Source organism: Neorhizobium tunisiense (assembly GCF_039631515.1).
Taxonomy (GTDB): Bacteria; Pseudomonadota; Alphaproteobacteria; order Rhizobiales; family Rhizobiaceae; genus Neorhizobium.
This window is the reverse complement of sequence record NZ_JBDIUU010000002.1, coordinates 274798-296086: the sequence shown is the minus strand read 5'-3', so window position 1 is coordinate 296086 and position 21289 is coordinate 274798. Positions and strand designations below refer to the sequence as shown.

Annotated in this window: 15 protein-coding genes; 8 read left to right on the top strand and 7 right to left on the bottom strand. The window is 61.6% G+C overall.

The features are described 5' to 3' along the window. Positions 1-12: 12 nt before the first annotated feature. Complete coding sequence (locus tag ABCW43_RS10470; RefSeq protein WP_345923924.1) at positions 13-4203, top strand: peptidoglycan-binding protein; 4191 nt, start codon at positions 13-15, stop codon at positions 4201-4203. Between the two features lie 201 nt (positions 4204-4404). On the opposite strand, the gene xylA is transcribed toward ABCW43_RS10470, so the two are convergent. From xylA to ABCW43_RS10445, 5 genes are all read right to left on the bottom strand, one after another. Then, complete coding sequence (xylA, locus tag ABCW43_RS10465; RefSeq protein ID WP_345923922.1) at positions 4405-5715, bottom strand: xylose isomerase; 1311 nt, start codon at positions 5713-5715, stop codon at positions 4405-4407. 165 nt (positions 5716-5880) lie between these two features. Continuing rightward, complete coding sequence (xylB, locus tag ABCW43_RS10460; RefSeq protein ID WP_345923920.1) at positions 5881-7341, bottom strand: xylulokinase; 1461 nt, start codon at positions 7339-7341, stop codon at positions 5881-5883. A gap of 25 nt (positions 7342-7366) precedes the next feature. Continuing rightward, entirely contained in the window at positions 7367-8407 is a 1041-nt protein-coding gene (locus ABCW43_RS10455) for a LacI family DNA-binding transcriptional regulator (RefSeq protein WP_345923918.1), read from the bottom strand. A 144-nt stretch (positions 8408-8551) separates the two neighbouring features. Next, entirely contained in the window at positions 8552-10144 is a 1593-nt protein-coding gene (locus ABCW43_RS10450; RefSeq protein WP_345923916.1) for a DHA2 family efflux MFS transporter permease subunit, read from the bottom strand. 21 nt (positions 10145-10165) lie between these two features. After that, positions 10166-11380, bottom strand: a complete 1215-nt coding sequence (locus ABCW43_RS10445) for an HlyD family secretion protein (RefSeq protein ID WP_345923914.1) — start codon at positions 11378-11380, stop codon at positions 10166-10168. 135 nt (positions 11381-11515) lie between these two features. Between ABCW43_RS10445 and ABCW43_RS10440 the strand changes: the two genes are divergently transcribed. The 4 genes from ABCW43_RS10440 to ABCW43_RS10425 all read left to right on the top strand — a co-directional run bounded on the left by ABCW43_RS10440 (position 11516) and on the right by ABCW43_RS10425 (position 13827). Further along, positions 11516-12217, top strand: coding sequence for a TetR/AcrR family transcriptional regulator (locus ABCW43_RS10440; protein ID WP_345923912.1), 702 nt, complete (start codon positions 11516-11518; stop codon positions 12215-12217). Between the two features lie 98 nt (positions 12218-12315). After that, positions 12316-13083 (top strand): TerC family protein, encoded by a 768-nt coding sequence (locus ABCW43_RS10435; protein ID WP_345923910.1) that lies wholly within the window; start codon positions 12316-12318, stop codon positions 13081-13083. A 118-nt stretch (positions 13084-13201) separates the two neighbouring features. Further along, the gene (locus ABCW43_RS10430) at positions 13202-13468 is read left to right on the top strand and encodes a toxin-antitoxin system TumE family protein (protein WP_345923908.1); all 267 of its coding nucleotides are present in this window, start codon (positions 13202-13204) and stop codon (positions 13466-13468) included. Continuing rightward, on the top strand, positions 13465-13827 hold the full coding sequence (locus ABCW43_RS10425) for an HVO_A0114 family putative DNA-binding protein (RefSeq protein ID WP_345923906.1): 363 nt from the start codon (positions 13465-13467) through the stop codon (positions 13825-13827). Before ABCW43_RS10430 ends, ABCW43_RS10425 begins: the two co-directional genes overlap by 4 nt. Positions 13828-13939: 112 nt before the next feature. On the opposite strand, the gene ABCW43_RS10420 is transcribed toward ABCW43_RS10425, so the two are convergent. Beyond that, positions 13940-14482 (bottom strand): glutathione peroxidase, encoded by a 543-nt coding sequence (locus tag ABCW43_RS10420; RefSeq protein ID WP_345923904.1) that lies wholly within the window; start codon positions 14480-14482, stop codon positions 13940-13942. Positions 14483-14690: 208 nt separating this feature from the next. On the opposite strand from ABCW43_RS10420, the gene ABCW43_RS10415 reads away from it, so the two are divergent. The 3 genes from ABCW43_RS10415 to lysS all read left to right on the top strand — a co-directional run bounded on the left by ABCW43_RS10415 (position 14691) and on the right by lysS (position 19717). After that, complete coding sequence (locus tag ABCW43_RS10415) at positions 14691-16463, top strand: SLC13 family permease (protein WP_345923902.1); 1773 nt, start codon at positions 14691-14693, stop codon at positions 16461-16463. 116 nt (positions 16464-16579) lie between these two features. Next, a complete protein-coding gene (gene gltX / locus ABCW43_RS10410; RefSeq protein WP_345923901.1) occupies positions 16580-18037 on the top strand; it encodes a glutamate--tRNA ligase in 1458 nt (485 codons plus the stop codon). Positions 18038-18217: 180 nt separating this feature from the next. Beyond that, positions 18218-19717, top strand: a complete 1500-nt coding sequence (gene lysS / locus ABCW43_RS10405) for a lysine--tRNA ligase (RefSeq protein ID WP_345923899.1) — start codon at positions 18218-18220, stop codon at positions 19715-19717. A gap of 157 nt (positions 19718-19874) precedes the next feature. On the opposite strand, the gene ABCW43_RS10400 is transcribed toward lysS, so the two are convergent. Continuing rightward, positions 19875-21236: a hypothetical protein gene (locus tag ABCW43_RS10400; protein ID WP_345923897.1), complete on the bottom strand. Its 1362-nt coding sequence runs from the start codon at positions 21234-21236 to the stop codon at positions 19875-19877. Positions 21237-21289 lie beyond the last annotated feature (53 nt).

Here is a 21289-nt window from a genome sequence, read left to right as displayed (position 1 = left end):
TTAAATTTGCTCATGAGAACCAGGGATTTTCTGACAATTGTTCTGCTGTGGGCCATCAACGTCACCCCCCTGCATGCGCAGGTGAATGGGCAGGACCTGATCCGACTTGGGGTTGAGCTGTTCGGGGGTGCTGCACAAGGACCCGGCCGGGACAACCGACCTTCTCACGAGCCTCGCGACTCCTCGCAGCAGGATAAAGACGTTCGATCGCCTGCGGTCGCTGAAATACAGCGACGATTGAATGCGCTCGGCTACCCGGTTGGAACCGCCGATGGCGAAACGGGTCCACGTACCCGGCAGGCGATCGCAGATTTCCAGCGTGACAATGGCCTTCCGCCGACCGGTCTAGCAGATGACAGGCTTCGCTCTGCGCTTCGCGTTGCCCAGCCGTCGGGTTCTTCTGCAACGGCATCGCGTGACGTCGGAAACCCGAGGCCGAGCTTTGATTGCCGTGCAGCCCGCCAAGCGACCGAGCAGGCAATCTGTTCGTCGCAGCTTCTCGCCGAGCTCGATCGCAGACTGATGAATATCTACACGACGGCGGTGGCTTCCGGCATCACGGATGCCGGAGCGCAGGCCGAATGGCTCCCCCGCCGCAACCGTTGCAAATCTGATACTGCCTGCATTGAGGACGCTTACCGGGAGCGGTTGTCGATACTTGGTGCGAACACCGGTGAGTTTACGCAGGCTCCGGCAATCGCGCGATCGAATACGTTCACGCTTCTCGAAGGTTTCGACCTTCCTTACGGCGACTATCGTTCAGGTCTCACCGATCCGTCTCTGGTCGGCATCGGATCCCAGTCCTGCCAACAGATCTGTGCCGCTGACGCACAATGCCGTGGATTTACATATAATCAAAGAGGCAATGTCTGCATCCTCAAGAACGCCGTCAATCAGCGTTCCCGATTTGCCGGCGCTGTTTCCGGCATCAAAAACATAAGCAGCCCGACAGGCGCGGGAGGCAGTGGGGAATTCGCGAAACCCAGCATTTTACCCGGTCCCGCCGATTTTGTGCACATGGCGTTGATGTCCGACGCCGATGCCTATCTTGAGCAGGCAGAGGCAACCGGGATTGCCTACATACGCGCCACGGGAACAGAGGCCCAGTGCCGCGAACTCTACCAAGTCCAACGCGGCGACGAGTTCGGTCGCCGTGATTACCTTGCGCAGTCTGCCACCCTTGCGCGCCAGGTCATTGCCTCATTGCCGACGCGATCGCGCCGATTTTCCATTTCCATCGAAGCGCAATATACGCTCGGCCAATACGACTTTGACCGCCAAGGTTTTCCAATTCTCACCTCCCAGAACGCACGGCCTCCCATTCTGGAGGCTGGAACCGTAGCGCTGCTCCAGCAAAAACGCCCGCCATCTTGTTTGAGTTTGAGCGGCCTTGGTGGCTTCGATTTCGATAGACAAAATTTTCCGAATTTCACTGACCTCAGCGCAGAGCATGCCGCGGTTGAAAATGTCGATTTCCTTCCCATGCCGGAAAGAGAGGCACGCCTGCTCCGTGATGCCGGGGTGGCAAAGGTTCTGCTCAGGGCTGCGATGACGGTCGAACCACGCCTTCAGGGGCGTGGCCCTCTAAGGGGTCAGGTCACGGCGGTTGCTGCATACGACCCGGTCGATGGCCGCCTGATTCACACGTGGGCTATCGATAGCACCCTCCCAACTGCCGCACCTGATGAACAAAGCGCATCATGGACAGGCGAGCTGATGGCGTCGCTCATCGGTCCAATCCTCGAACCAAACCTCGATCGACCGGCGTTCGACGGTGCTGCAACACAATACTTCAGCCGCTACATGCCGACTATCCTGGCCGGCAATCTTCCGCCTCAATCGCCTTTGCCGATCGAGACGATGCGTGGACGCCAAGCCGAGGTCATCACCGCTCTCAATCGGGATCGGCTGCGAGCCGCGCTTCGACAAGAGTCGACCGTCGTTCCGATCAACGTCACGATCGATGAAACGATCAGCCCGTTCTTCGAGGAAGGCAGAGGGATATATTTCAACAAGCTGGAGAACAGCCCGCAGAATGGAGGCGAAGCGCCGCTTTCAGCCGTCACTCTTTCCGCCCGGGATTTACCCCTCTATCGCCAGCTCTCGTTTCTGCGGCCCTGGCGAGATTCCCGGGATGCGGGGTTCAGAGAATTCATTGTTGCCAGGCAGCCGATCCCGATTTCGCTCGAGCTTGACCGGATTGTCAGTCTTGAACCGGTTGCCATGGGTATAGAAGCCGCCGCCGCCCGCGGGCTGGTCGGTTACAACTCCTCAGGCCGCCGGGATAGCGTGAATGTTCGCTGGAACCTGCTGGTGAACGAAGTGCGTTTCGAAAAGGGCGCCGTCATTATCAGCGCTTCGCTGCGCGGTCTTTCCTATCGATGGGCGAGCGACAACCGGGGGATCGCCAGCTTTGCACCGGACACCTTTGCCACAGTCGCGGCCTTACGCGGACAGATCGAAGCGGCGCTTCCGGCTCGGGCAACGGTCGCCAATATCGCGCCACCCCCGGCCGGTGCTCCCTACGGCGCTGAAATGATGGATCTGCTGCAGTTGCGCTATCAGCCTGCGACGGTAGACAACCAGATCGTCCAGAGAATGATGATCACACGCTTCGCCTATGAGGCATCCAGCGCCAAAAAACCTCCTCTCTGGGGGAGTTTCTTCCGCGATATCACCAAGTGGCCCGAGGCGAAGGAATATACGGATCGTCTTGCGGAGTTTCGCGCCTGGTCGGAGGCACGTGCGGCGGCGCTTCCGGCAACCTTGACGATCTCTTTGCCCTTGTCCGAAACAGCTGATGGCAAGTTTGCACCGTTCGAAAGCCGAGGCCGGCATCCCTATGACAACTCCTGCCGTTCGTCTCTCTCCAACTCTGGGAACAAGTCCAGGAAGGAGCAAAGCGAGAAGGATATTGCAGCCGCCAAGATATGCGAATTTCTGAACACAGCGTGGCAACTGCCTGAGCCACAGCTCTTCCACCGCAGCCAAGGCGGTTCCTCCGAGCGGGGCAACAACTGTGCCGCTGATCCGTATTGCACCTCGATGCGGGATGCGCGGATTGCGATGAAGCTGCCGCTTCAGAGCCAAGATTTTATCGAAATCGATCGTCTGCCCCAACTCGATGCCGCTCACCGGCGGATGCAGGGCAAGCTTGCGATCGAGATCGACGTCAAGCCTACCGGCGTCGCCGTTTCCCCCGTTTTGCCGGAAAGCATCTGGGGAACTGCATTAAAAACTGCGGCCGAGTTCGACAAATTGCAAGGTTTGAACATCGTCCGCCTGGATGACGATGCGGCACCTTCAACGCAAGTCCTCATCTACAAGGCATCCGCCGTGGCAGCCCGGCTCGTCGATCTCGGCACAGGCACAGTGGTTTCGGAACTTGTGCTTGCAGCCATGTCGAGGCCCCCGCTCGACAAGATTACTATCGCTGACTCCAAGCTGAGGGGACTTGATCTGCTCAAGATTCGCCTGGGCATGTCGTTTGACGACGCGGATAAACTCATTCGCGAACATATGTCGGTCAGCAAGGTGCTGACTGCCGACCGCAAGAGGCAGCTCGGTTCAATAAGCGGCGATCTTCTACCTTATACATCCGGCCGGATCTATGCTTCGTCCGCGAACAACGAACTTATTGCTATCTTCGACGAGCCGCCGGCATCTCCTGGACGAGTTCTCGGGATCTGGCGAATTCTGCGTCTGCCGCAGGGCAGTACCAATGCGGCAACCGTCAAGGCCACACTTGTGGAGCGATATGGCGAACCCAGGGCTGTCCAGGAGGTCTCGCTTCCAATGATGCACAAGGGCGTCGCGTTCCTGTGGTCCGACCACGCCGATCCGGGCTGCAGGGTAATCGATTTCGGTTTTCAGGCCAATCTCTGGCAGGATGAGAACAACGCGAACTGGCTGCCGCCCTTCATGTCTCGGCCTCTGTTTCCAATTCTCGCGGATCCCATGACATTTGGCGTCGGCACCGGAAATAAGCTGCGCCAGCGCCCGCTTTCCGAATTCTGCCCACCTTTCCTGGGGGTGCGTTACGCGACCCACGACGGCCGCAATAATGATTCACCCGCGGCGGACGAACTCATCAGTTGGCTGAGCGACCACCGGAGTTATGCCAAATCGTATTATGAAAGCCGCACCGCCCCCGTTGCCGCTCCCTCGGCGGAGGAGATAACCGGACCAAAGATAAAGTTCTAGTGTGGGACGCCGATGTCCATCTCCGACAGCGGCGTCCTCCCCTCATCCGGCTGCGTCCTGCGGACCCTTCTCCCCGCCTACGGGGAGAAGGGATATGCCGCACCGTAACCGTTCTCTCTCCAATGCCGCTTTCGGCACGTACCCTCTCCCCGCAGGCGGGGAGAGGGTGAGGGGCAGCGCGAGCCCATCAAACGCAAAGCATCAGACGTAGCGATTGACCACGTTTTCCAGGTATTCCTGGCGACCCGACTTCGGTTCCGGGTTGATGTCCTGCTTTTCGACCCAGGAGGCGATGTCGTCGAGCTTGTACTCGCCGCGCAGCATCTTCTGGTATTCGGGGCTGTCCCACTTGGCATAACGGGCATCGAGCGGGGCCTTCAGCGCACCGTCGTCGAGCATCTTCGCCGCCGCCTTGATGCCGCGGGCGCAGCAATCCATGCCGCCGATATGGCCGATCAGCAGATCCTCGGGATCGAGCGACTGGCGGCGCAGTTTCGCGTCGAAATTGGTGCCGCCGTTCTGGAAGCCGCCACCGGCGAGTACGTGGTAATAGGCGAGCGCCATTTCCGGCACGTTGTTGGGGAACTGGTCGGTATCCCAGCCGGACTGCATGTCGTTGCGGTTCATGTCGATCGAACCGAAAATGCCGAAGGCGTTGGCCATGGCGATCTCGTGTTCGAAGGAATGGCCGGCAAGGATCGCATGGCCCTGCTCGATATTGACCTTAACCTCTTTCTCAAGCCCATTCTTCTGCAGGAAGGCATAGACGGTCGAGACATCGTAGTCGTACTGGTGCTTGGTCGGCTCCTGCGGCTTCGGCTCGATCAGGATCGTGCCTTCGAAGCCGATCTTGTACTTGTATTCGACCACGAGATTGAGGAAGCGGCCCATCTGGTCGAGCTCGCGCGAGAGATCGGTGTTGAGCAGCGTCTCGTAACCTTCGCGGCCACCCCAGAGCACGTAGTTGGAACCGCCGAGGCGCTTGGTCGCGTCGAGGCAGGTCTTCACGGTCGCCGCGGCAAACGCGAAGACGTCCGGATCCGGGTTGGTCGCGGCACCCGACATGTAGCGGCGGTTCGAGAACAGGTTTGCCGTGCCCCAGAGAAGCTTCACGCCCGTCTCGGCCTGCTTCTTTTCGAAATAGCCGACGATCTCGTTGAGGTTCTTGGTGTTCTCGGCGAAATTATTGCCTTCCGGGCGCACGTCGGCATCGTGGAAGCAGTAGAACGGCGAACCGAGCAGCGAGAAAAATTCGAAGGCGACATCGGCCTTCATCTTGGCCGCTTCCATCGTGTCGGAGAACCACGGACGCTGGAAGGTTTGGCCGCCGAACGGGTCGCCGCCCGGCCAGGTGAACGTGTGCCAATAAGCGACGGCAAAGCGGAGATGATCCTCCATGCGCTTGCCGGCGACGATCTCATCGGGATTGTAGTGGCGGAAGGCAAGCGGATTGGTGCTATCCGGGCCTTCGTATTTGATCTTCTGGATGTCTCCGAAAAAGCCTGTGCTCATGGGGTGTTTCTCCTTGGGTTCGAATTGTTGGTTTGGCGGGTGGGTTGCCCCCTCATCCGACCCTTCGGGCCACCTTCTCCCCGAGGGGAGAAGGGAACTGAGGCGCCGCCGCGAACCTCTTCTCCCCTCGGGGAGAAGGTGCCGGCAGGCGGATGAGGGGGCGCCTCATGTTCGATGCGCCAGCGACCTGATCGCCGGATAGAGCGCCCGGTAGCGGGCGTATGCAGTGTCGTATGCCTCCAGGAGAGCCGGGACCGGCTCGATCGTCTCCTCCGTTTTCGGTGCCGAGCAGACGGAAAGCGGGTCGGCGCCGGTGGCGGCGATGAGGCCCAAACGTGCCGCGCCGAAGGCAGCTCCGAAATCGCCGTCCGCCGGAATATCGACCGGAACCCCGAGCGACGTGGCGATCGACTGCAGCCAGTAGCGTGAACGCGAGCCGCCGCCGATCGCGGTGACGCGGGAAATCGAGGTGCCGGCGGATTTCAGGGCTTCGAGATTGTCCCTGATCGCGAAAGTCACCCCTTCGAGCACCGCCTGGGTTAGTACCGACCGGCTGCTCTCGTGTTCCAGGCCGATGAAAGCGCCGCGGATGGCCGCATCGTTGTGCGGCGTGCGCTCGCCGGAGAGATAGGGCAGGAAGGTGACGCCGGAGGGTGCCTTCAGCGTGTTGCCGAGTTCCTGGGTGAGTTCGGCGGCCGTCTTGCCGGCAATCTGCGAATACCAGTTGAGCGCGTCGGTCGCCGACAGGATGACGCCCATCTGGTGCCAGGTTTTCGGCAGTGCATGGCAGAAGGCATGCACGGCGCTTTCCGGTTTCGGCAGGTACGAGGCGTTGGCGGCAAACAGCACGCCGGACGTGCCGAGCGACACGAAGGCCTGGCCTTCCGCGACCGTGCCCATGCCGCAGGCGGACGCCGCATTGTCCCCTGCCCCGCCGGCGATCACGACGCCCTCGCCCATGCCCCATTTGTAGGACAATTCGCCGCGCAGCTTGCCGGCCTGTTCGGTGCCTTCGGCCAGCGACGGCATCTGGCTTTCGGCAAGGCCCGTGGCCGAAAGCAGTTCCGACGACCACTTGCGGGCGCCGGTATCGAGCCAGGACGTGCCGGCCGAATCCGACATTTCGGAAATGTGCTCGCCGGCCAGCCAGAGACGCAGGTAATCCTTTGGCAGCAGCACCTTGGCGACCTTCGCGAAGATGTCAGGCTCGTTTTTCGCGACCCAGACGAGCTTCGGCGCGGTAAAGCCGGGGAACACGATATTGCCGGTGAGCTTGCGAAAGATCGGGTTCGCATCGAGGGCTGCGGCTTCCGCATGGGAACGCGTGTCGTTCCAGAGGATGCAGGGTCGTAGCACCTTGTCATCGGCATCCAGCAGCGTTGCACCATGCATCTGGCCGGAAAGGCCGATGCCCTTCACGGCAGCAAGCTCCTTCGGGAATTTTGCCTTGAGACCGGCGACTGCTTCTTCAGTGGCGCGGATCCAGTGGGCAGGATCCTGCTCCGACCAACCGGAATGCGGACGCGAGACATCGAGCGAGCCGCTCGCCGAACCGATGATCTTCTGATCGCCGTCGATCAGCATCGCCTTGACGCCCGAAGTGCCGAGATCGAGACCGAGATACATGGTGTTTCTCCTAATGCTCTGCCCTTCAGGGCAGATTGTCTTTCAAGAATATGTCGATGCGGATGCGTTCCTGGGCGGCGAGCACCGGCAGGCCGTCGGCCTTGGCTTTCAGCACGCGGATCGCGCTTCTGACTTCGTGGCCCGCATCCTGGTTCAGGACCGCGTCGATGACGCCGTCGGCAAGTGCGGCGCGGGTCGAGGCGGTCAGTTCATGAGCGATGACGAGCGGCCGGCGAGGGCCGTGCGCCTTCTGCAGCGCGCGGATGAGGCCGCGGTTGCCGGCACCGAGACTGTAGATGCCGGCGATGTCCGCAGTGCGGCGCAGCGCCTCCGCAACCATCGTCTCGGAGAGCCCCGGATCGTCACGGCCTTCGAGGACGGGCAGGATATGGACGTTCGGATAGGCTTGGGCGATGACGGTCGAGAACCCCTCCAGCCGCTCGCGGTGGTCGCGTACCAGCATGGAGCCGGCAAGTACCGCGACGGTTGCCCCTCGTTCGCCGAGGAGAGGGCCGCTGAGGAACCGTCCCATCAGGCTGCCGGCGGTGCGGCCGGCGGCGATATTGTCGATGCCCGCATAGTGGTCGCGGGAGGAATCCGGCAGATCGGAGACCAAAGTCACCATCGGGATCCCTGCCTGCCGCAGGCGCTCGGCAACGGCGCGGACTTCCGGCGCATCGATGGCGACGAAGGCGACGCCGGCCGGCTTTTCGGCAAGCACGGTTTCAAGCGCCGCAACCAGCGCGCCCGGATCGAAAGGCGGCACGTCGACGATGCGGATATCGGTGCGTTCGGCGCTCGAACGGGCAACCGCGCCACGCACTTCCTCATGCAAGCTGATCATGAAGGAGTTGTCGTTGGCCGGCAGGATGAAGACGAAGGAATAGGTCCGGCTTTTGGCAAGATTGGCGGCGGCGAGATCTCGTACGTAACCGAGCGAAATGATCGCATCCTCGACCTTGCCACGGGTGACGGAACGCACGCCTGGCCGGCCGTTGAGAACCCGGTCGACAGTCGCAAGGCTGACGCCGGCGATCTTCGCGATGTCGTGGACTGTGGGCTTCATGAACTCCTCCGCCGACCGTGTTAGCGGAAATTCTGAGGTACGTAAATCAAAATTTGAGGTACGTGTTTCACCGAAGCTCGAACACCCAAAGAAAAAGGCCGTCACTCGCGTGGCGGCCCCTTTCCCGGCGGTGGAATGCTCCAATCAATGCCCGCCGCCACCGGCGCCTGCGGGGCGGGCCGGCTTGGCGATCAGGAAGACGAAGAAGATAAGGCTGCCGAACAGCCCCGTCAGGATGAAGAACACATCCATGAACGAAAGCAGCCAGGCCTGCTGGGTAATGATGCCGGAGAGCTTCTGCAGCGCGACAGCGCTGCCGTCGAGGCCGAAGGAATTGTAGTTGGCGCCGACGCTGTCGAGCCAGTTGAGCGCTGCCGGATTGCCGTAGTTGACGTGCTCGGAAAGCCGGGCGTAGTGCTCGTCGGAGCGCTGGGTCAGCGCGGTGTTGATGATGGCGAGACCGACCGCACCACCGAGGTTGCGGGTCAGGTTGAAAAGGCCGGACGCGCCCTGGATACGTTGCGGCGAAAGCGTCCCGAGCGCGATATTGCTGATCGGCACCATGCACATCATCATCCCGAACCCGCGCAGGATCTGCGGCAGCAGCAGTTCGTAGAAGTCCCAATCGGCGGTGATGCCGGTCATCAGCCAGGTACCTGCCGCAAACGAGCCGAAACCGACCGCCATCAGGATGCGCAGGTCGACACTGTTCGACAGCCGCCCAACCAGCGGCGCCGAGACGAACATGGCGATGCCGGAAACGAACATCGTCTCCCCGATCATCAGCGAATCGTAGTGGCGGATGCGACCGAGATAAAGCGGATAGAGATAGGTAAGCCCGTAGAGCCCGACACCCATGATGAAGGAGAACAGCGAGCCGAAGGCGAAATTGGCGTTGCCGAACGCCCTGAGATCGACGATCGGGAACTCGACCTTGAAGGCACGCCAGAAGAACACCACGGCGCCGATGACGACGAAGACGGTGCCGATGACGATCTTGTCGTCGCTGAACCAGTCCTTGTTGTTGCCTTCTTCAAGCACGTATTCCAGCGCGCCCAGGAAGACGGCCATGGAGGCGAGCCCCCACCAGTCGAACTTCTTCATCAGCTGCAGCTGCGGCTTGTCGAAGTCGATGAGCGTGAAGGTGACGGCAGTCACGATGATGCCGGGGATGACGTTGACCAGAAACAGCCAGTGCCAGGAGAAGGAATTGGAAAGGTAACCGCCGACCGTCGGGCCGATCGTCGGGGCGAGCGTCGCGACGAGACCGATGATCGGCGACACGATGCTCCGTTTCGACGGCGGGAAAATGGTGAAGGCCGCCGCGAAAACCGAAGGGATCATGCCGCCGCCGATGAAGCCCTGGATGGCACGATAGACGATCATCTCGTCGATATTCGTGGCAGTGGCGCACAGGATGCTGGCCAGCGTGAAGCCCGCCGCGCACATGGAGAACAGGATGCGGGTCGACATGATGCGGGCAAGAGTGCCCGACAGCGGGATCATGATCACTTCGGCGATCAAGTAGGAGGTCTGCACCCAGGCGATCTCGTCCGAGCCGGCGGAAAGGCCGGCCTGGATTTCGGCAAGCGAGGCCGAGACGATCTGGATGTCCAGGATCGACATGAACATGCCGAAGACCATCGCGAAGAAGGCGATGAGCTTGCGTCTGTCCATCGGCTGGTCGGCCGGCATCGCCATAGGGGACGGACCCGCCGTGGCCGTTGCTCCTGCCATGGCCGCTCTCCTTGGTTCTTTTTACTTGGCAGCGACGGCGCTGATGCCGGGCGCGGTCCGGGTATCGACATCGACGACGACGCTCAAACCGGCGCGAAGGCGTTGGCGTTCGAGGTCTTCCTTCGGGATCGAGATTCGAACCGGAACGCGCTGCACGACCTTGGTAAAGTTGCCGGTCGCATTTTCCGGCGGCAGCATCGAGAAGACGGCACCGGAAGCCGGCGCGATCGACACGACCGTGCCTGTGATGTTGTGATCCTCATAGGCATCCACATGCACGCGGACCTTGGAACCCGGCTGCAGGTTGCCGAGCTGCGTCTCCTTGAAATTCGCCTCGATATAGAGCTCGGTCAGCGGCACCAGCGACGCGAGCCGCTTGCCGGTCGAGACCAGATCGCCCGTCTGGACGGAGAGGTTGCCGATGACGCCGTCATAAGGCGCCTTCAGGACCGTGAAGTTCAAATCGCGCTGGGCCTGGTCCCGGGCGAGCTCCTGGGTATGGATCGTATTGACCGCCTCGTCGCGCTGGGCACGCAGGAGGCCGATATTGGCCTGGGCCGACGCGACCGCCGCCTGACCGGCCACGAGGTTGGCGCGGGCCTGTTCGAGCGCAATCTCGGCGTTGTCGAGCGCCGCGGCGGTGCCGACCGCACTGGCCTGCAGGCTCGTGGCGCGCTTCTGGGTGATCTCGGCACCGCGAACGGCGGCCTCGAGAGCCCCCTGCTGGGCCTGCGCCTGCTTCACCGCCGCTTCGCCGCCGACGATCTGCGCATCGATGCGGGAGACAGCGAGATTGGCGGATTCGATCGCGGTCTGCGCCTTGCGAAGGGCAAGCTGATAGTCGCCGTCGTCGAGGGTGACAAGCGGTTCGCCCGCCTTGACGGCCTGGTTCTCGACAACGTTGACCTTGGCGACGTAACCGGAGACCTTCGGCGAGATCACCGCGATATTGCCTTCGACATATGCATCGTCGGTGGAAACCAGGAACCGACCATCGATCCACCAGTTGTAACCATACCAGGCAGCGCCACCGAGGAGGGCAAGCGCGATGACAGGCAACAGCAGGCCGCGGCGCTTCTTCTTTTCTGGCGCCTTGGCGACCGCGGGAGCCGCAATCGCCTCGGCCGTAGCGGGCTGTTCCGCAGACGGCGAGCCCTTGCGGGCCTCAGCCTTGGGAAGGCCAGCATTTTCCGTCGTCACGGCGCGCAATGCGCCGGAATTCTGAGAGGACGTCATTTTCTATCTACCGTCTTGGGAGCGTCTTATTCCATCGAACCGATCGGTTCAGCGAGCTTGACATAGACCCATCGATGACACATATCAAGAGCAATCGAACCGCTCGGTTCGAAAAGGTTAAAAAAGGGCATCGAAATGGCCAGGCAGACAAGGAAACTGGAAAGGTCCGATCCGGTTCCCGCCGGACGTTTCGCAGCGGGTGAGGACCCGGCGAAACGGGAACAGATTATCGACGGCGCGAAACGCGTCTTTATGAAGCTCGGCTTCGACGCCGCAAGCATGAACGACATCACCCGCGAGGCGGGCGTTTCGAAGGGGACGATCTACGTCTACTTCCAGAACAAGGAAGACCTGTTCGGCGCGATCGTGGCGCAGGAGCGGGAGCGTATCACGCTTCGGATGCGCGACATTCTCGCCGGCAGCGAAGAGGTTGAGAACGGTCTCTACCGTTTCGGCATGGGATTTGCGACGCATATCACCTCTCCGCAGGTAATCGGTGCGATGCGCACCGTCATCGGTGTCCTCGATCGCCTGCCGAGCATCTGTCAGCACTTCTTCAATTCTCCGTCTCACAACGTACGCACAGTTCTTGAGGATTTCCTTAAACGCCACATCGCGCTCGGCAATCTGAAGATCGAGGATACGGATCTGGCGGCGCGCCAGTTCATCGACATGTCGAGTGGTACTTTCTTCAAGTTCCGCCTGTTCGGCGATCTCGACGACGTGCCGCCATTCAGCGAACTCGACCGCTCCGTGACGGGTGCGATCCGGGTGTTCATGGCGGCGTATGGGGTCCATGACAATTCCGTGATCGTAAAAACCAAAGAACATGCCTGATTTCAGGAGGTTGTAGCGCAACCTCCTCTTGTCTTTGCGTCTCCAGTCCTTAAATCGGGACGGCAATTACGCCTTGCGATTGAAAGAGAGGAATGTTGATGCAGGATATCGTCACGCTGGTTCAGGATCCGGCCGCCTGGGTGGCGCTCGTCACCCTCGTCGTCATGGAAGTCGTGCTCGGCATCGACAACCTGATCTTCATCTCGATCCTCACCAACAAGCTGCCGCCGGAAAGCCGCGAGCGCGCCCGCAAGATCGGCATCGGCCTGGCGCTCGTCATGCGTCTCGCCCTGCTCGGCACCGTCGCCTGGATCGTCCAGCTCACCAACCCGATCTTCGAGGCCTTCGGCCACGGCTTCTCCTGGAAGGACCTGATCCTCATCGCCGGCGGCCTCTTCCTCGTCTGGAAGGCGACAAAGGAAATCCACCACTCCGTCGACGTTGACGATCACAAGGAAGACCTGGTCGGCGCCGGCAAGGATGTGCTCAAGATGAGCTTCGCCGCGGCGATCGGCCAGATCCTGCTGCTCGACCTCGTCTTCTCGATCGACAGCATCATCACCGCCGTCGGCATGACCCCGCACCTGCCGATCATGGTGGTCGCCGTCATCGCCGCCGTCACCGTCATGCTGATCGCCGCCACCCCGCTTGCCAACTTCATCGAGAAGAACCCCACCATCGTCATGCTGGCGCTCGCCTTCCTGCTGATGATCGGCGGCACCCTGATCGTCGAAGGTTTTGGCGTGCATGTGCCCAAGGGCTACATCTACGCCGCCATGGCGTTCTCCGCCGGCGTCGAGGTGCTCAACATGGTGGCGAGAAACGCTCGCAAGAAGAAGAAGGCGGGCGGCACGACGCTGCATTGAGCCAAGCGAATCTTATCCGAGATGTCTCCCATTCGCGATATGGGTCGAGCCGGCCCTCGTTGAGGCCATTCATAGCATATGCTATATAGATCATCATATGGCGCGAGCGACCTTGATCATGGATCGGAAATTTCATCTGGATGATGGAAAGATCATCCAGATGAAGGTCTGGCAGCTTCCCGATCGCAATCCGGAACGTCCACATGGGTTGAAATACTCGTTTTTCTTCGGAAACCCAGGGGAGAGGATCATCGGTTATGACAACGAGGCTGGCAAAGGCGATCATCGCCACTATCGCCATCGCGAGGAACCTTATCGTTTCGTGAGCCTTGAGCGCATGATCAGGGATTTCGAGGACGATGTCCGCCGGGAGATGAAGGCATGAGCGAAGTTCGAATCCACGTTTCGAATATGGACGCATTTTTCAACGATGCTGCGAGGGCTGCTGCGCGGATCGATGCCGGAAATTTGGATGCCCAGCAAGGAGAGATCGCCTTCGAAAGCATGGATCTTCTCCTGAAGGTGCTGACCGCCAATCGATGGCGGCTTCTACGCGCCCTGAAGGCGGCCGGCGCCTCGTCGATCCGCCAGCTCGCCCACTCCCTAAAGCGGGATTATCGCGGCGTGCATGCGGATGTCATCGCGTTGATTGAAATCGGCCTGATCGAAAAGGACGAAGACGGTCGCATCACCGTTCCGTGGGACCGCATTACGGCGGAAATGGCGATCACCGAAGCGGCATAGTCGAAAGTTGGATTGCCGCCGGTTGTTTCGTGGCATCCGGCGGTTCACGCCCCTTCGTATTCGTCGCTTCCATCTATCGACGGGATTGAGGCCTCGGCTATATGAGAGTCTCTCAGTTCTTCGCCAGCTCCCGCTCGACCGCATCGACCAGCCGGCTGTCCTGCGCGTCGACATCAGGCGCAAACCGAGCCTTGATCTCGCCATCGCGGCCGATCAGGAATTTTTCGAAATTCCAGACGATCTCGCCGTCCTCGATCTCCATGCCGAAGCCGCGCAGCTTTTCCTTCATCGGGCCGTCGCCGGTCGTTGGCACACCGGAGCCCGTCAAGCCCTGGTAGAGCGGGTGCTGGTCATCGCCCTTGACGGAGATCTTCGAGAAGATCGGGAACTTGACGTCATAGGTGAGCTGGCAGAATTCGACGATCTCGGCGTCCGTGCCAGGCTCCTGGCCCTTGAAGTTGTTGGCCGGGAAAGCGGCGATGACGAAACCGTCGCCGCGCTTGTCCTCGTAGAGCTTCTCGAGCCCCTCATACTGCTTGGTCAGGCCACACTTCGACGCAACGTTGACGACCAGCATCACCTTGCCCTTGTATTCGGAAAGCGTGGTCTCGCGCCCGTCGGCCAGCTTCACCGGCACGTTCAAAACATCGGTCATCGATAAATCTCCATTCAAAACAATTCGGTCGCCTTGCCGCGACACCCTATCGAAGCGATCCCTGTTGTCCAGTGGACAGGCGCCCCGGCGCCGCAGGCGCGCCGGAACTTCGAACGCACATCAGCATTGACGAGACGGCGCCGCAGCGCCACCTTGTCCTTCTGCCGGCGGTGATCCTTCCGCTGGACCTCTCGACTTCAAGGGCGGCATGACCACTCAGCAGATCCTCGCGTTTTCCGTCATCGCCATCATGATGGCAGTCTTTATCTGGGATCGCTTCCGCTACGACGTGGTCGCCTGCTGTGCGCTGGTACTGGCGGTCGTGCTCGGCGTCGTGCCGGTCGACAAGGCGTTTTCCGGCTTTTCCGACGACATCGTCATCATCGTCGGCAGCGCCCTTGTGGTCAGCGCCGGCGTGGCGCGGTCGGGCATCGTCGATGGCGCCATCAAGAAATTCTTCCCGAACCTCAACACGCTGCACACCCAGCTCGCACTGCTGATGATCGCCGTGGCGGTTCTGTCCGCCTTCATCAAGAATATCGGGGCGCTGGCGATCATGATGCCGGTCGCCTTCCAGTTCGCCAGGAAATCAGGCGCCTCCCCATCAAGATACCTGATGCCGATGGCTTTCGCCGCCCTGCTCGGCGGGTTGATGACACAGATCGGCACCTCCCCCAATATCGTCGTCTCGCGGCTGCGCGAGGAGCTGACCGGCAGATCTTTCACGATGTTCGACTTCACACCGATGGGAGCGATCCTGACGGTCGTCGGCATCACCTTCCTGCTCTTCTTCCATTGGCTGGTGCCAAACCGCACCAAGGAGAACAGCTCGATCGAAGAGGCGGTGGAGATCACCAACTACACGTCCGAGGTCTCCGTGACCACCGGCTCAACGTTATTGGAAAAACCGCTCAGCGAACTTCTGAGGCACGCCGACGGCGAAGTGCTGGCCACCGCCGTACTGCGCGGCACGGCCCGAATGTCGCCGTTTCCGGACCTGACACTGCGAGAAGGAGACGTGGTGATGCTGGAAGGCCCGTCGAAGGCGCTCGACCGGATCGTTTCCGGCGGAAAGCTGAAACTGTCGGGCAAGCCGCTGAAGGAAAAAGGCCAGGCCCAGACGGACGTGATTTCTGTCGAGGCGATCATCACCCAGGAATCGTCGCTCAAAGGTCTGTCAGCCAAGGAACTGGCGCTCGCCTATACGCGCGGCATCAATCTCCTGGCGATCAGCCGCCACGGCGAACGGCTCAAGCAGCGGCTGGGCGACCTGACGCTGATGGCCGGCGACGTGCTGGTGCTGCAGGGCAGCCGCAGGAACCTGCCGGCGGTGCTGCAGGACTTTTCTCTACTGCCGCTGGCGCAACGGGAGATCCTGCTCGGCACCCGCCGCCGCGGTTTCATTCCGCTGGTCATCCTAGCGCTTGCCATGGCCGCGACGGCGGTTGGCATCGCTCCGGTTCCCGTCGCCTTCTTCACGGCGGCGCTTGGCATGGTCGTTTTCCGGGCGATCCCGCTCAACGATTTCTACAAGTCGGTCGACGGGCCGATCCTCGTCATGCTGGCGGCCCTGATCCCGGTTTCGGATTCGCTTAGGACCACCGGCGGCAGCGAATTGATCGCCGGTTGGCTCGGCCAGGTGGCCGCGGCGCTCCCCGCCTGGGGTGCCTTGGGGCTGATCCTCGTCACCGCCATGGCGGTCACGCCCTTTTTGAACAATGCCGCGACGGTGCTCGTCATGGGGCCGATCGCTGCGAGCTTCGCCACCAATCTCGGTTTTCGGCCGGAGGCGTTCCTGATGGCGGTGGCGATCGGCGCCGGCTGCGATTTCCTGACCCCCGTCGGCCACCAGTGCAACACGCTGGTCTTCGGCCCCGGCGGCTACAAGTTCTCGGACTATCCGCGCCTCGGCCTGCCGCTTTCCTTCCTGATCATCCTCGTCAGCGTGCCGGCACTGCTCTATGTCTGGCCGGTAAGGTAAGGGTTCAGGGGCAAAAACCTTGACGCTCGCGACTGAATATGGCCTAAGCCTGCGCCAATCCGCATTTCAAAAACAGGCTTGGCGCCCATTCGCGCGCCTTGAGACAGAGCATTTTCATGATCGCCACGAAGCCCCGCGTCCGCATTGCCCCGTCGCCGACCGGCGAGCCGCATGTCGGCACCGCCTATATCGCGCTGTTCAACTATCTCTTCGCCAAGAAACATGGCGGCGAATTCATCCTGCGCATCGAGGATACCGATGCGACGCGCTCGACGCTGGAATTCGAGCAGAAGGTGCTGGACGCGCTGCGTTGGACGGGCCTGACCTGGGCGGAGGGCCCGGATGTCGGCGGCCCATACGGCCCCTACCGCCAGTCCGACCGCAAGGACATGTACCAGCCCTATGCCCAGCAGCTGCTCGACAAGGGCCATGCCTTCCGCTGCTTCTGCACACCGGAACGGCTGGAGCAGATGCGCGAAGGCCAGCGCGCCGCCGGCAAGCCGCCCAAATACGATGGTCTTTGCTTGAACCTGACGGCCGAGGAAGTGACCTCCAAGATGGCGGCCGGCGAAGGCTCGGTCATCCGCATGAAGATCCCGACCGAAGGCTCCTGCGACTTCCATGACGGCGTTTACGGCGACGTCTCGATCCCGTGGGATTCGGTCGACATGCAGGTCCTCATCAAGGGCGACGGCATGCCGACCTATCACATGGCCAACGTCATCGACGACCATCTGATGAAGATCACCCACGTCGCGCGCGGCGAGGAATGGCTGGCCTCTGTGCCGAAGCATATCCTGCTCTACCGTTATTTCGAGTGGGAACAGCCGGTGTTCATGCATCTCTCCTTGATGCGGAACGCCGACAAGTCGAAACTGTCGAAGCGCAAGAACCCGACCTCGATCTCCTATTACTCCGCGCTGGGTTACCTGCCGGAAGCGCTGATGAACTTTCTGGGCCTGTTCTTCATCCAGATCGCCGAAGGCGAAGAGATGCTGACCATGGACGAACTGACCGAAAAGTTCGATCCGGACAACCTTTCGAAGGCCGGCGCGATCTTCGACATCCAGAAACTCGACTGGCTGAACGGCCGCTGGCTGCGCGAAAAGCTGTCGCCGGATGAATTCGTCGCCCGCGTGCTCGAATGGGCCATGGAAAACAGCCGCCTGACGGAAGGCCTGAAACATTCGCAGAGCCGCATTTCCAAGCTCGGCGAACTACCGAACCTCGCCGGCTTCCTGCTGTCCTCCGATGTCGGCCTGACGCCGGCCTCCTTCGCCGGCCTGAAGACGAGCCCGGCCGAGACGCTGGAAATCATCAATACCGTTCAGGCCGATTTCGAGAAGATGATCGAGTTCAATGTCGAGTCGATCGACGGCGAACTGCGCGCCATCGCCGACAAGCTCGGCAAGAAGCTGCGCGTCGTCACCCCGCCGCTCTTCATCGCCATGTCCGGCTCGTCGCGCTCGCTGCCGCTGTTCGATTCGATGGCGCTGCTGGGCCGCTCGGTCGTCAGGCAGCGGCTGAAGGTCGCGGCGACGGTGGTGGCGTCCATGGTGGGCGACGGAAAGTAAAGGCATACGCGACGGGTCCCCTCCCCCTTGTGGGGAGGGTTAGGGAGGGGCCTTTCTTCCTGAGTTCAGGAAAACCCCTCCCCGTCGCTTCGCTCCGACCCTCCCCACAAGGGAGAGGGTCACGCCGAGCCAGCGGCACCGGCGAAACAACATAAACCTGCCCGAAAAAGGCGAAAAACGATGACCGACAACAACACGACCGAAACCGCCCTCTCCTCCGACGCCACGCAGGTGCGCGCCCAGAAGCTCGCCATCCTCCGCGACAAGATCGGCGACGTCTATCCGGCGCATTTCCACCGGACGATGAGCAATGCGGAACTGGCCGAGAAATACAAGAACCTGGAAGCGGACGTCGAGACGCAGGATATCGTCACCGTCGCCGGCCGGGTCTATTCCTCGCGCAATTCCGGCATGTTCATGGATATCCATGACGCATCCGGCAAGGTGCAGATCTTCTCCCACAAGGACACCACGCCGCAGGAAGCGCGCGACCTGCTGCCGCTGGTCGATATCGGCGACATCATCGGCATCACCGGCGTCGTGCGCCGCACCAAGCGCGGCGAGCTGACGATCAACGCCCAGTCGATCACCATGCTCACCAAGTCGCTGCTGCCGATGCCGGAGAAGTGGCACGGCCTGTCGGATGTCGAACTGCGCTACCGCAAGCGCCATCTCGACATCATGACCAACGAAGAGTCCAAGCTCCGCTTCCAGCAGCGCTCGCGCATCGTTTCCGGCATCCGCCGCTTCATGGAAAACGACGGCTTCATGGAAGTCGAGACGCCGATGCTGCATTCGGTCTATGGCGGCGCCACCGCAGAGCCGTTCAAGACCCACCACAACACGCTGAAGCTCGACATGTACCTGCGCATCGCGCCGGAACTATTTTTGAAGCGCACGCTGGTCTCGGGCCTCACCGACAAGGTGTTCGAGATCAACCGCAACTTCCGCAACGAAGGCGTCTCCACAAGGCACAATCCTGAATTCACGATGATGGAGTGCTACTGGGCCTATGCAGACTACGAGGACATCATGGATCTCGTAGAGCGCATGTTCTCGACGCTGGCCATGACCATCCACGGCACGACAGAAGTGAAGTTCCAGGACAAGGAATTATCCTTCAAGGGGCCGTTCAAGCGCGTGCCGATGCCCGACGCCGTCAAGGAAGCGACCGGCATCGATTTCCTTGCCATGAAGACCGACGAGGAAGCCCGCACCGCCGCCAAAGCCGCCGGTTTCGCGGTCGAGAAAGACTGGACCTGGGGCGAATGCCTCGCCTTCATCTTCGAGGAAAAGGTCGAGGGCACGCTGATCCAGCCGAGCCACGTGACACATTTCCCGAAGGACATCTCCCCCTTCGCCAAGGAAGTGCCGGGCGAACCGCGCCTCGTCGAACGCTTCGAGACCTATTGCAACGCCTGGGAACTGGGCAATGCCTTCTCCGAGCTCAACGATCCGGAAGAGCAGCGCAAGCGTATGGTCGAACAGCTCGAACAGGCGCATGCCCGCGGCGAGAAGGAAAAGCAGCTCGACGACGAGTTCCTCGACGCCATCGACCAGGGCATGCCCCCCGCCGGCGGCCTCGGCATCGGCGTCGATCGCCTGGTCATGCTGCTGACGGATTCGCCGTCTATCCGCGACGTGATCCTGTTCCCGGCACGGCGCGCCAAGGCGGATTGATAGGGTTCGCCTCCGCCACCAAGGCCACTACGGTCGTCATCCTCGTCCTCGGGTTAAACCCGAGGATGACCCGAGGATCCACCGGCTGGGCACTGCGGGTGCTGGATCCTCGGGTCGAGCCCGAGGATGACGACGGAGAGTTCGGTTTATTCCCCTCTCAATGCACAACCTTCTCAGCCGGATCCTTCGCATCCGAAGCCGACGCCGCCTGGGCGGGTTTTGCGGGTGCGGCCGGAGCCGGCTGGCCCCTGAGCTTGGCCAGCCATTCGGCACCGGCGGCGTCCGCGTCCGTGGCGCCGGCGGACTTTGCCGGGGCCGCTTCGGCATGCGGCGCCTCGGGCGGCTTCGCGTCGGAACGAACGGCGTCACCATCGGTCTGCTTCGACCAGCGCTTGCCGCCTTCCGCAGACGTGCCGGGCGCGGGCGCGGGTTCCGATGCCTTGGCGGCGGCCGGGGCTGCGCCGGGTTTCTCCTGTTCCCCGCCACCGGAGAACATGCCCATTACCGAGGCGAGAAACCCGCCCTCTTCCTTTTTCGGTTCTGCGGATGCGACCTGGGCAGGTGCAGCCGGTTTGTGGTTGCCCTGGCTCTGATCGGGGGCTTGATTGTTGCCAACGGACTTGTTCGGTGCCGCGGGCGCCGCATGCGCGTCGGCTGCAGGGGCAGCAGCAGCCGGGGCAGCCGCATGGGTTTCAGCGACGGCAGGATTGCCAGCGGGTGCATGGCCTTGCGCGGGTGCTTCCTGCCCGGAGCCGAAGATCATGCCGGTGACGGAACTAAAGAAGCCGCCGCTCTCCTTGGCCGCAACCTTATCGGCTGGAGCGCCGTGACCGTCTGCAGGGGCGCCATGACCGCTGGCGACCGGTTCGCCATGGCCGGCGGGTGCGCTCGGCGCGCCGTGACCGTCCGCCTTCGGCTTCTGGCCGTGTTCGGCTTCCGGCGTGGCGACGACTGGGCCGACGCAATCGGCATGGTCGGTCAGCCGGGCGGTGAGCGCCTCGACATCCTCGAGCGGCAGATCGACGCGCATGCCGTAATATTCGCCGTTCGAATTGGCGGTGCCGTCGAGGTAGTATGCCGAATAGGGCTGTGCGTCGGTGCCCTCGGGCGCCTTCTTGGGGTCGGGGATATAAACGACCTGGGCGCCGATCGCGCGGCCGCGCATCTGGGCGCGGTCGCGGGGACCGGCCTTGTCGATCATCGCCACCTGGACGAGATCGGCCTTTTCCTTTTCCTGGACCGCCTTGGCGACGCGCAAGGCCGTGCGGATGCGCGCCAGACCGTCACCGGCCTCGTCGCTCACCACATATTTGCGTACCCAGTAACGCTGGTCCCGCTTGATCTTGACCGTTTCCAGCGCGGTGCATTCGAGCCCGTTGATCTCCAGATAGGAGGGGCCGAGGATCTTGTCCGTGCCGATCAGCACGGCCGCCGCGCCGCTGCCACCGCCGAGCACGACGATGCTGCCCATGAGGATGAAGACGAGCTTCTTGGAAAACCGGAACTTCAGACCCTTCACTTGCCGAACTCCGGCATGCTCAACTCCATTTTACGCAGAACAACAGGATGGAA

Bases quoted from the DNA above. Each gene is read 5' to 3' on its own strand.
- ABCW43_RS10445 (WP_345923914.1), bottom strand. From the start codon at position 11,380: ATGACGTCCTCTCAGAATTCCGGCGCATTGCGCGCCGTGACGACGGAA.
- ABCW43_RS10420 (WP_345923904.1), bottom strand. From the start codon at position 14,482: ATGACCGATGTTTTGAACGTGCCGGTGAAGCTGGCCGACGGGCGCGAG.
- ABCW43_RS10435 (WP_345923910.1), top strand. From the start codon at position 12,316: ATGCAGGATATCGTCACGCTGGTTCAGGATCCGGCCGCCTGGGTGGCG.
- ABCW43_RS10450 (WP_345923916.1), bottom strand. From the start codon at position 10,144: ATGGCAGGAGCAACGGCCACGGCGGGTCCGTCCCCTATGGCGATGCCG.
- lysS (WP_345923899.1), top strand. From the start codon at position 18,218: ATGACCGACAACAACACGACCGAAACCGCCCTCTCCTCCGACGCCACG.
- ABCW43_RS10430 (WP_345923908.1), top strand. From the start codon at position 13,202: ATGGATCGGAAATTTCATCTGGATGATGGAAAGATCATCCAGATGAAG.
- gltX (WP_345923901.1), top strand. From the start codon at position 16,580: ATGATCGCCACGAAGCCCCGCGTCCGCATTGCCCCGTCGCCGACCGGC.
- ABCW43_RS10455 (WP_345923918.1), bottom strand. From the start codon at position 8,407: ATGAAGCCCACAGTCCACGACATCGCGAAGATCGCCGGCGTCAGCCTT.
- ABCW43_RS10415 (WP_345923902.1), top strand. From the start codon at position 14,691: ATGACCACTCAGCAGATCCTCGCGTTTTCCGTCATCGCCATCATGATG.
- xylA (WP_345923922.1), bottom strand. From the start codon at position 5,715: ATGAGCACAGGCTTTTTCGGAGACATCCAGAAGATCAAATACGAAGGC.
- ABCW43_RS10470 (WP_345923924.1), top strand. From the start codon at position 13: ATGAGAACCAGGGATTTTCTGACAATTGTTCTGCTGTGGGCCATCAAC.
- ABCW43_RS10425 (WP_345923906.1), top strand. From the start codon at position 13,465: ATGAGCGAAGTTCGAATCCACGTTTCGAATATGGACGCATTTTTCAAC.
- xylB (WP_345923920.1), bottom strand. From the start codon at position 7,341: ATGTATCTCGGTCTCGATCTCGGCACTTCGGGCGTCAAGGCGATGCTG.
- ABCW43_RS10440 (WP_345923912.1), top strand. From the start codon at position 11,516: ATGGCCAGGCAGACAAGGAAACTGGAAAGGTCCGATCCGGTTCCCGCC.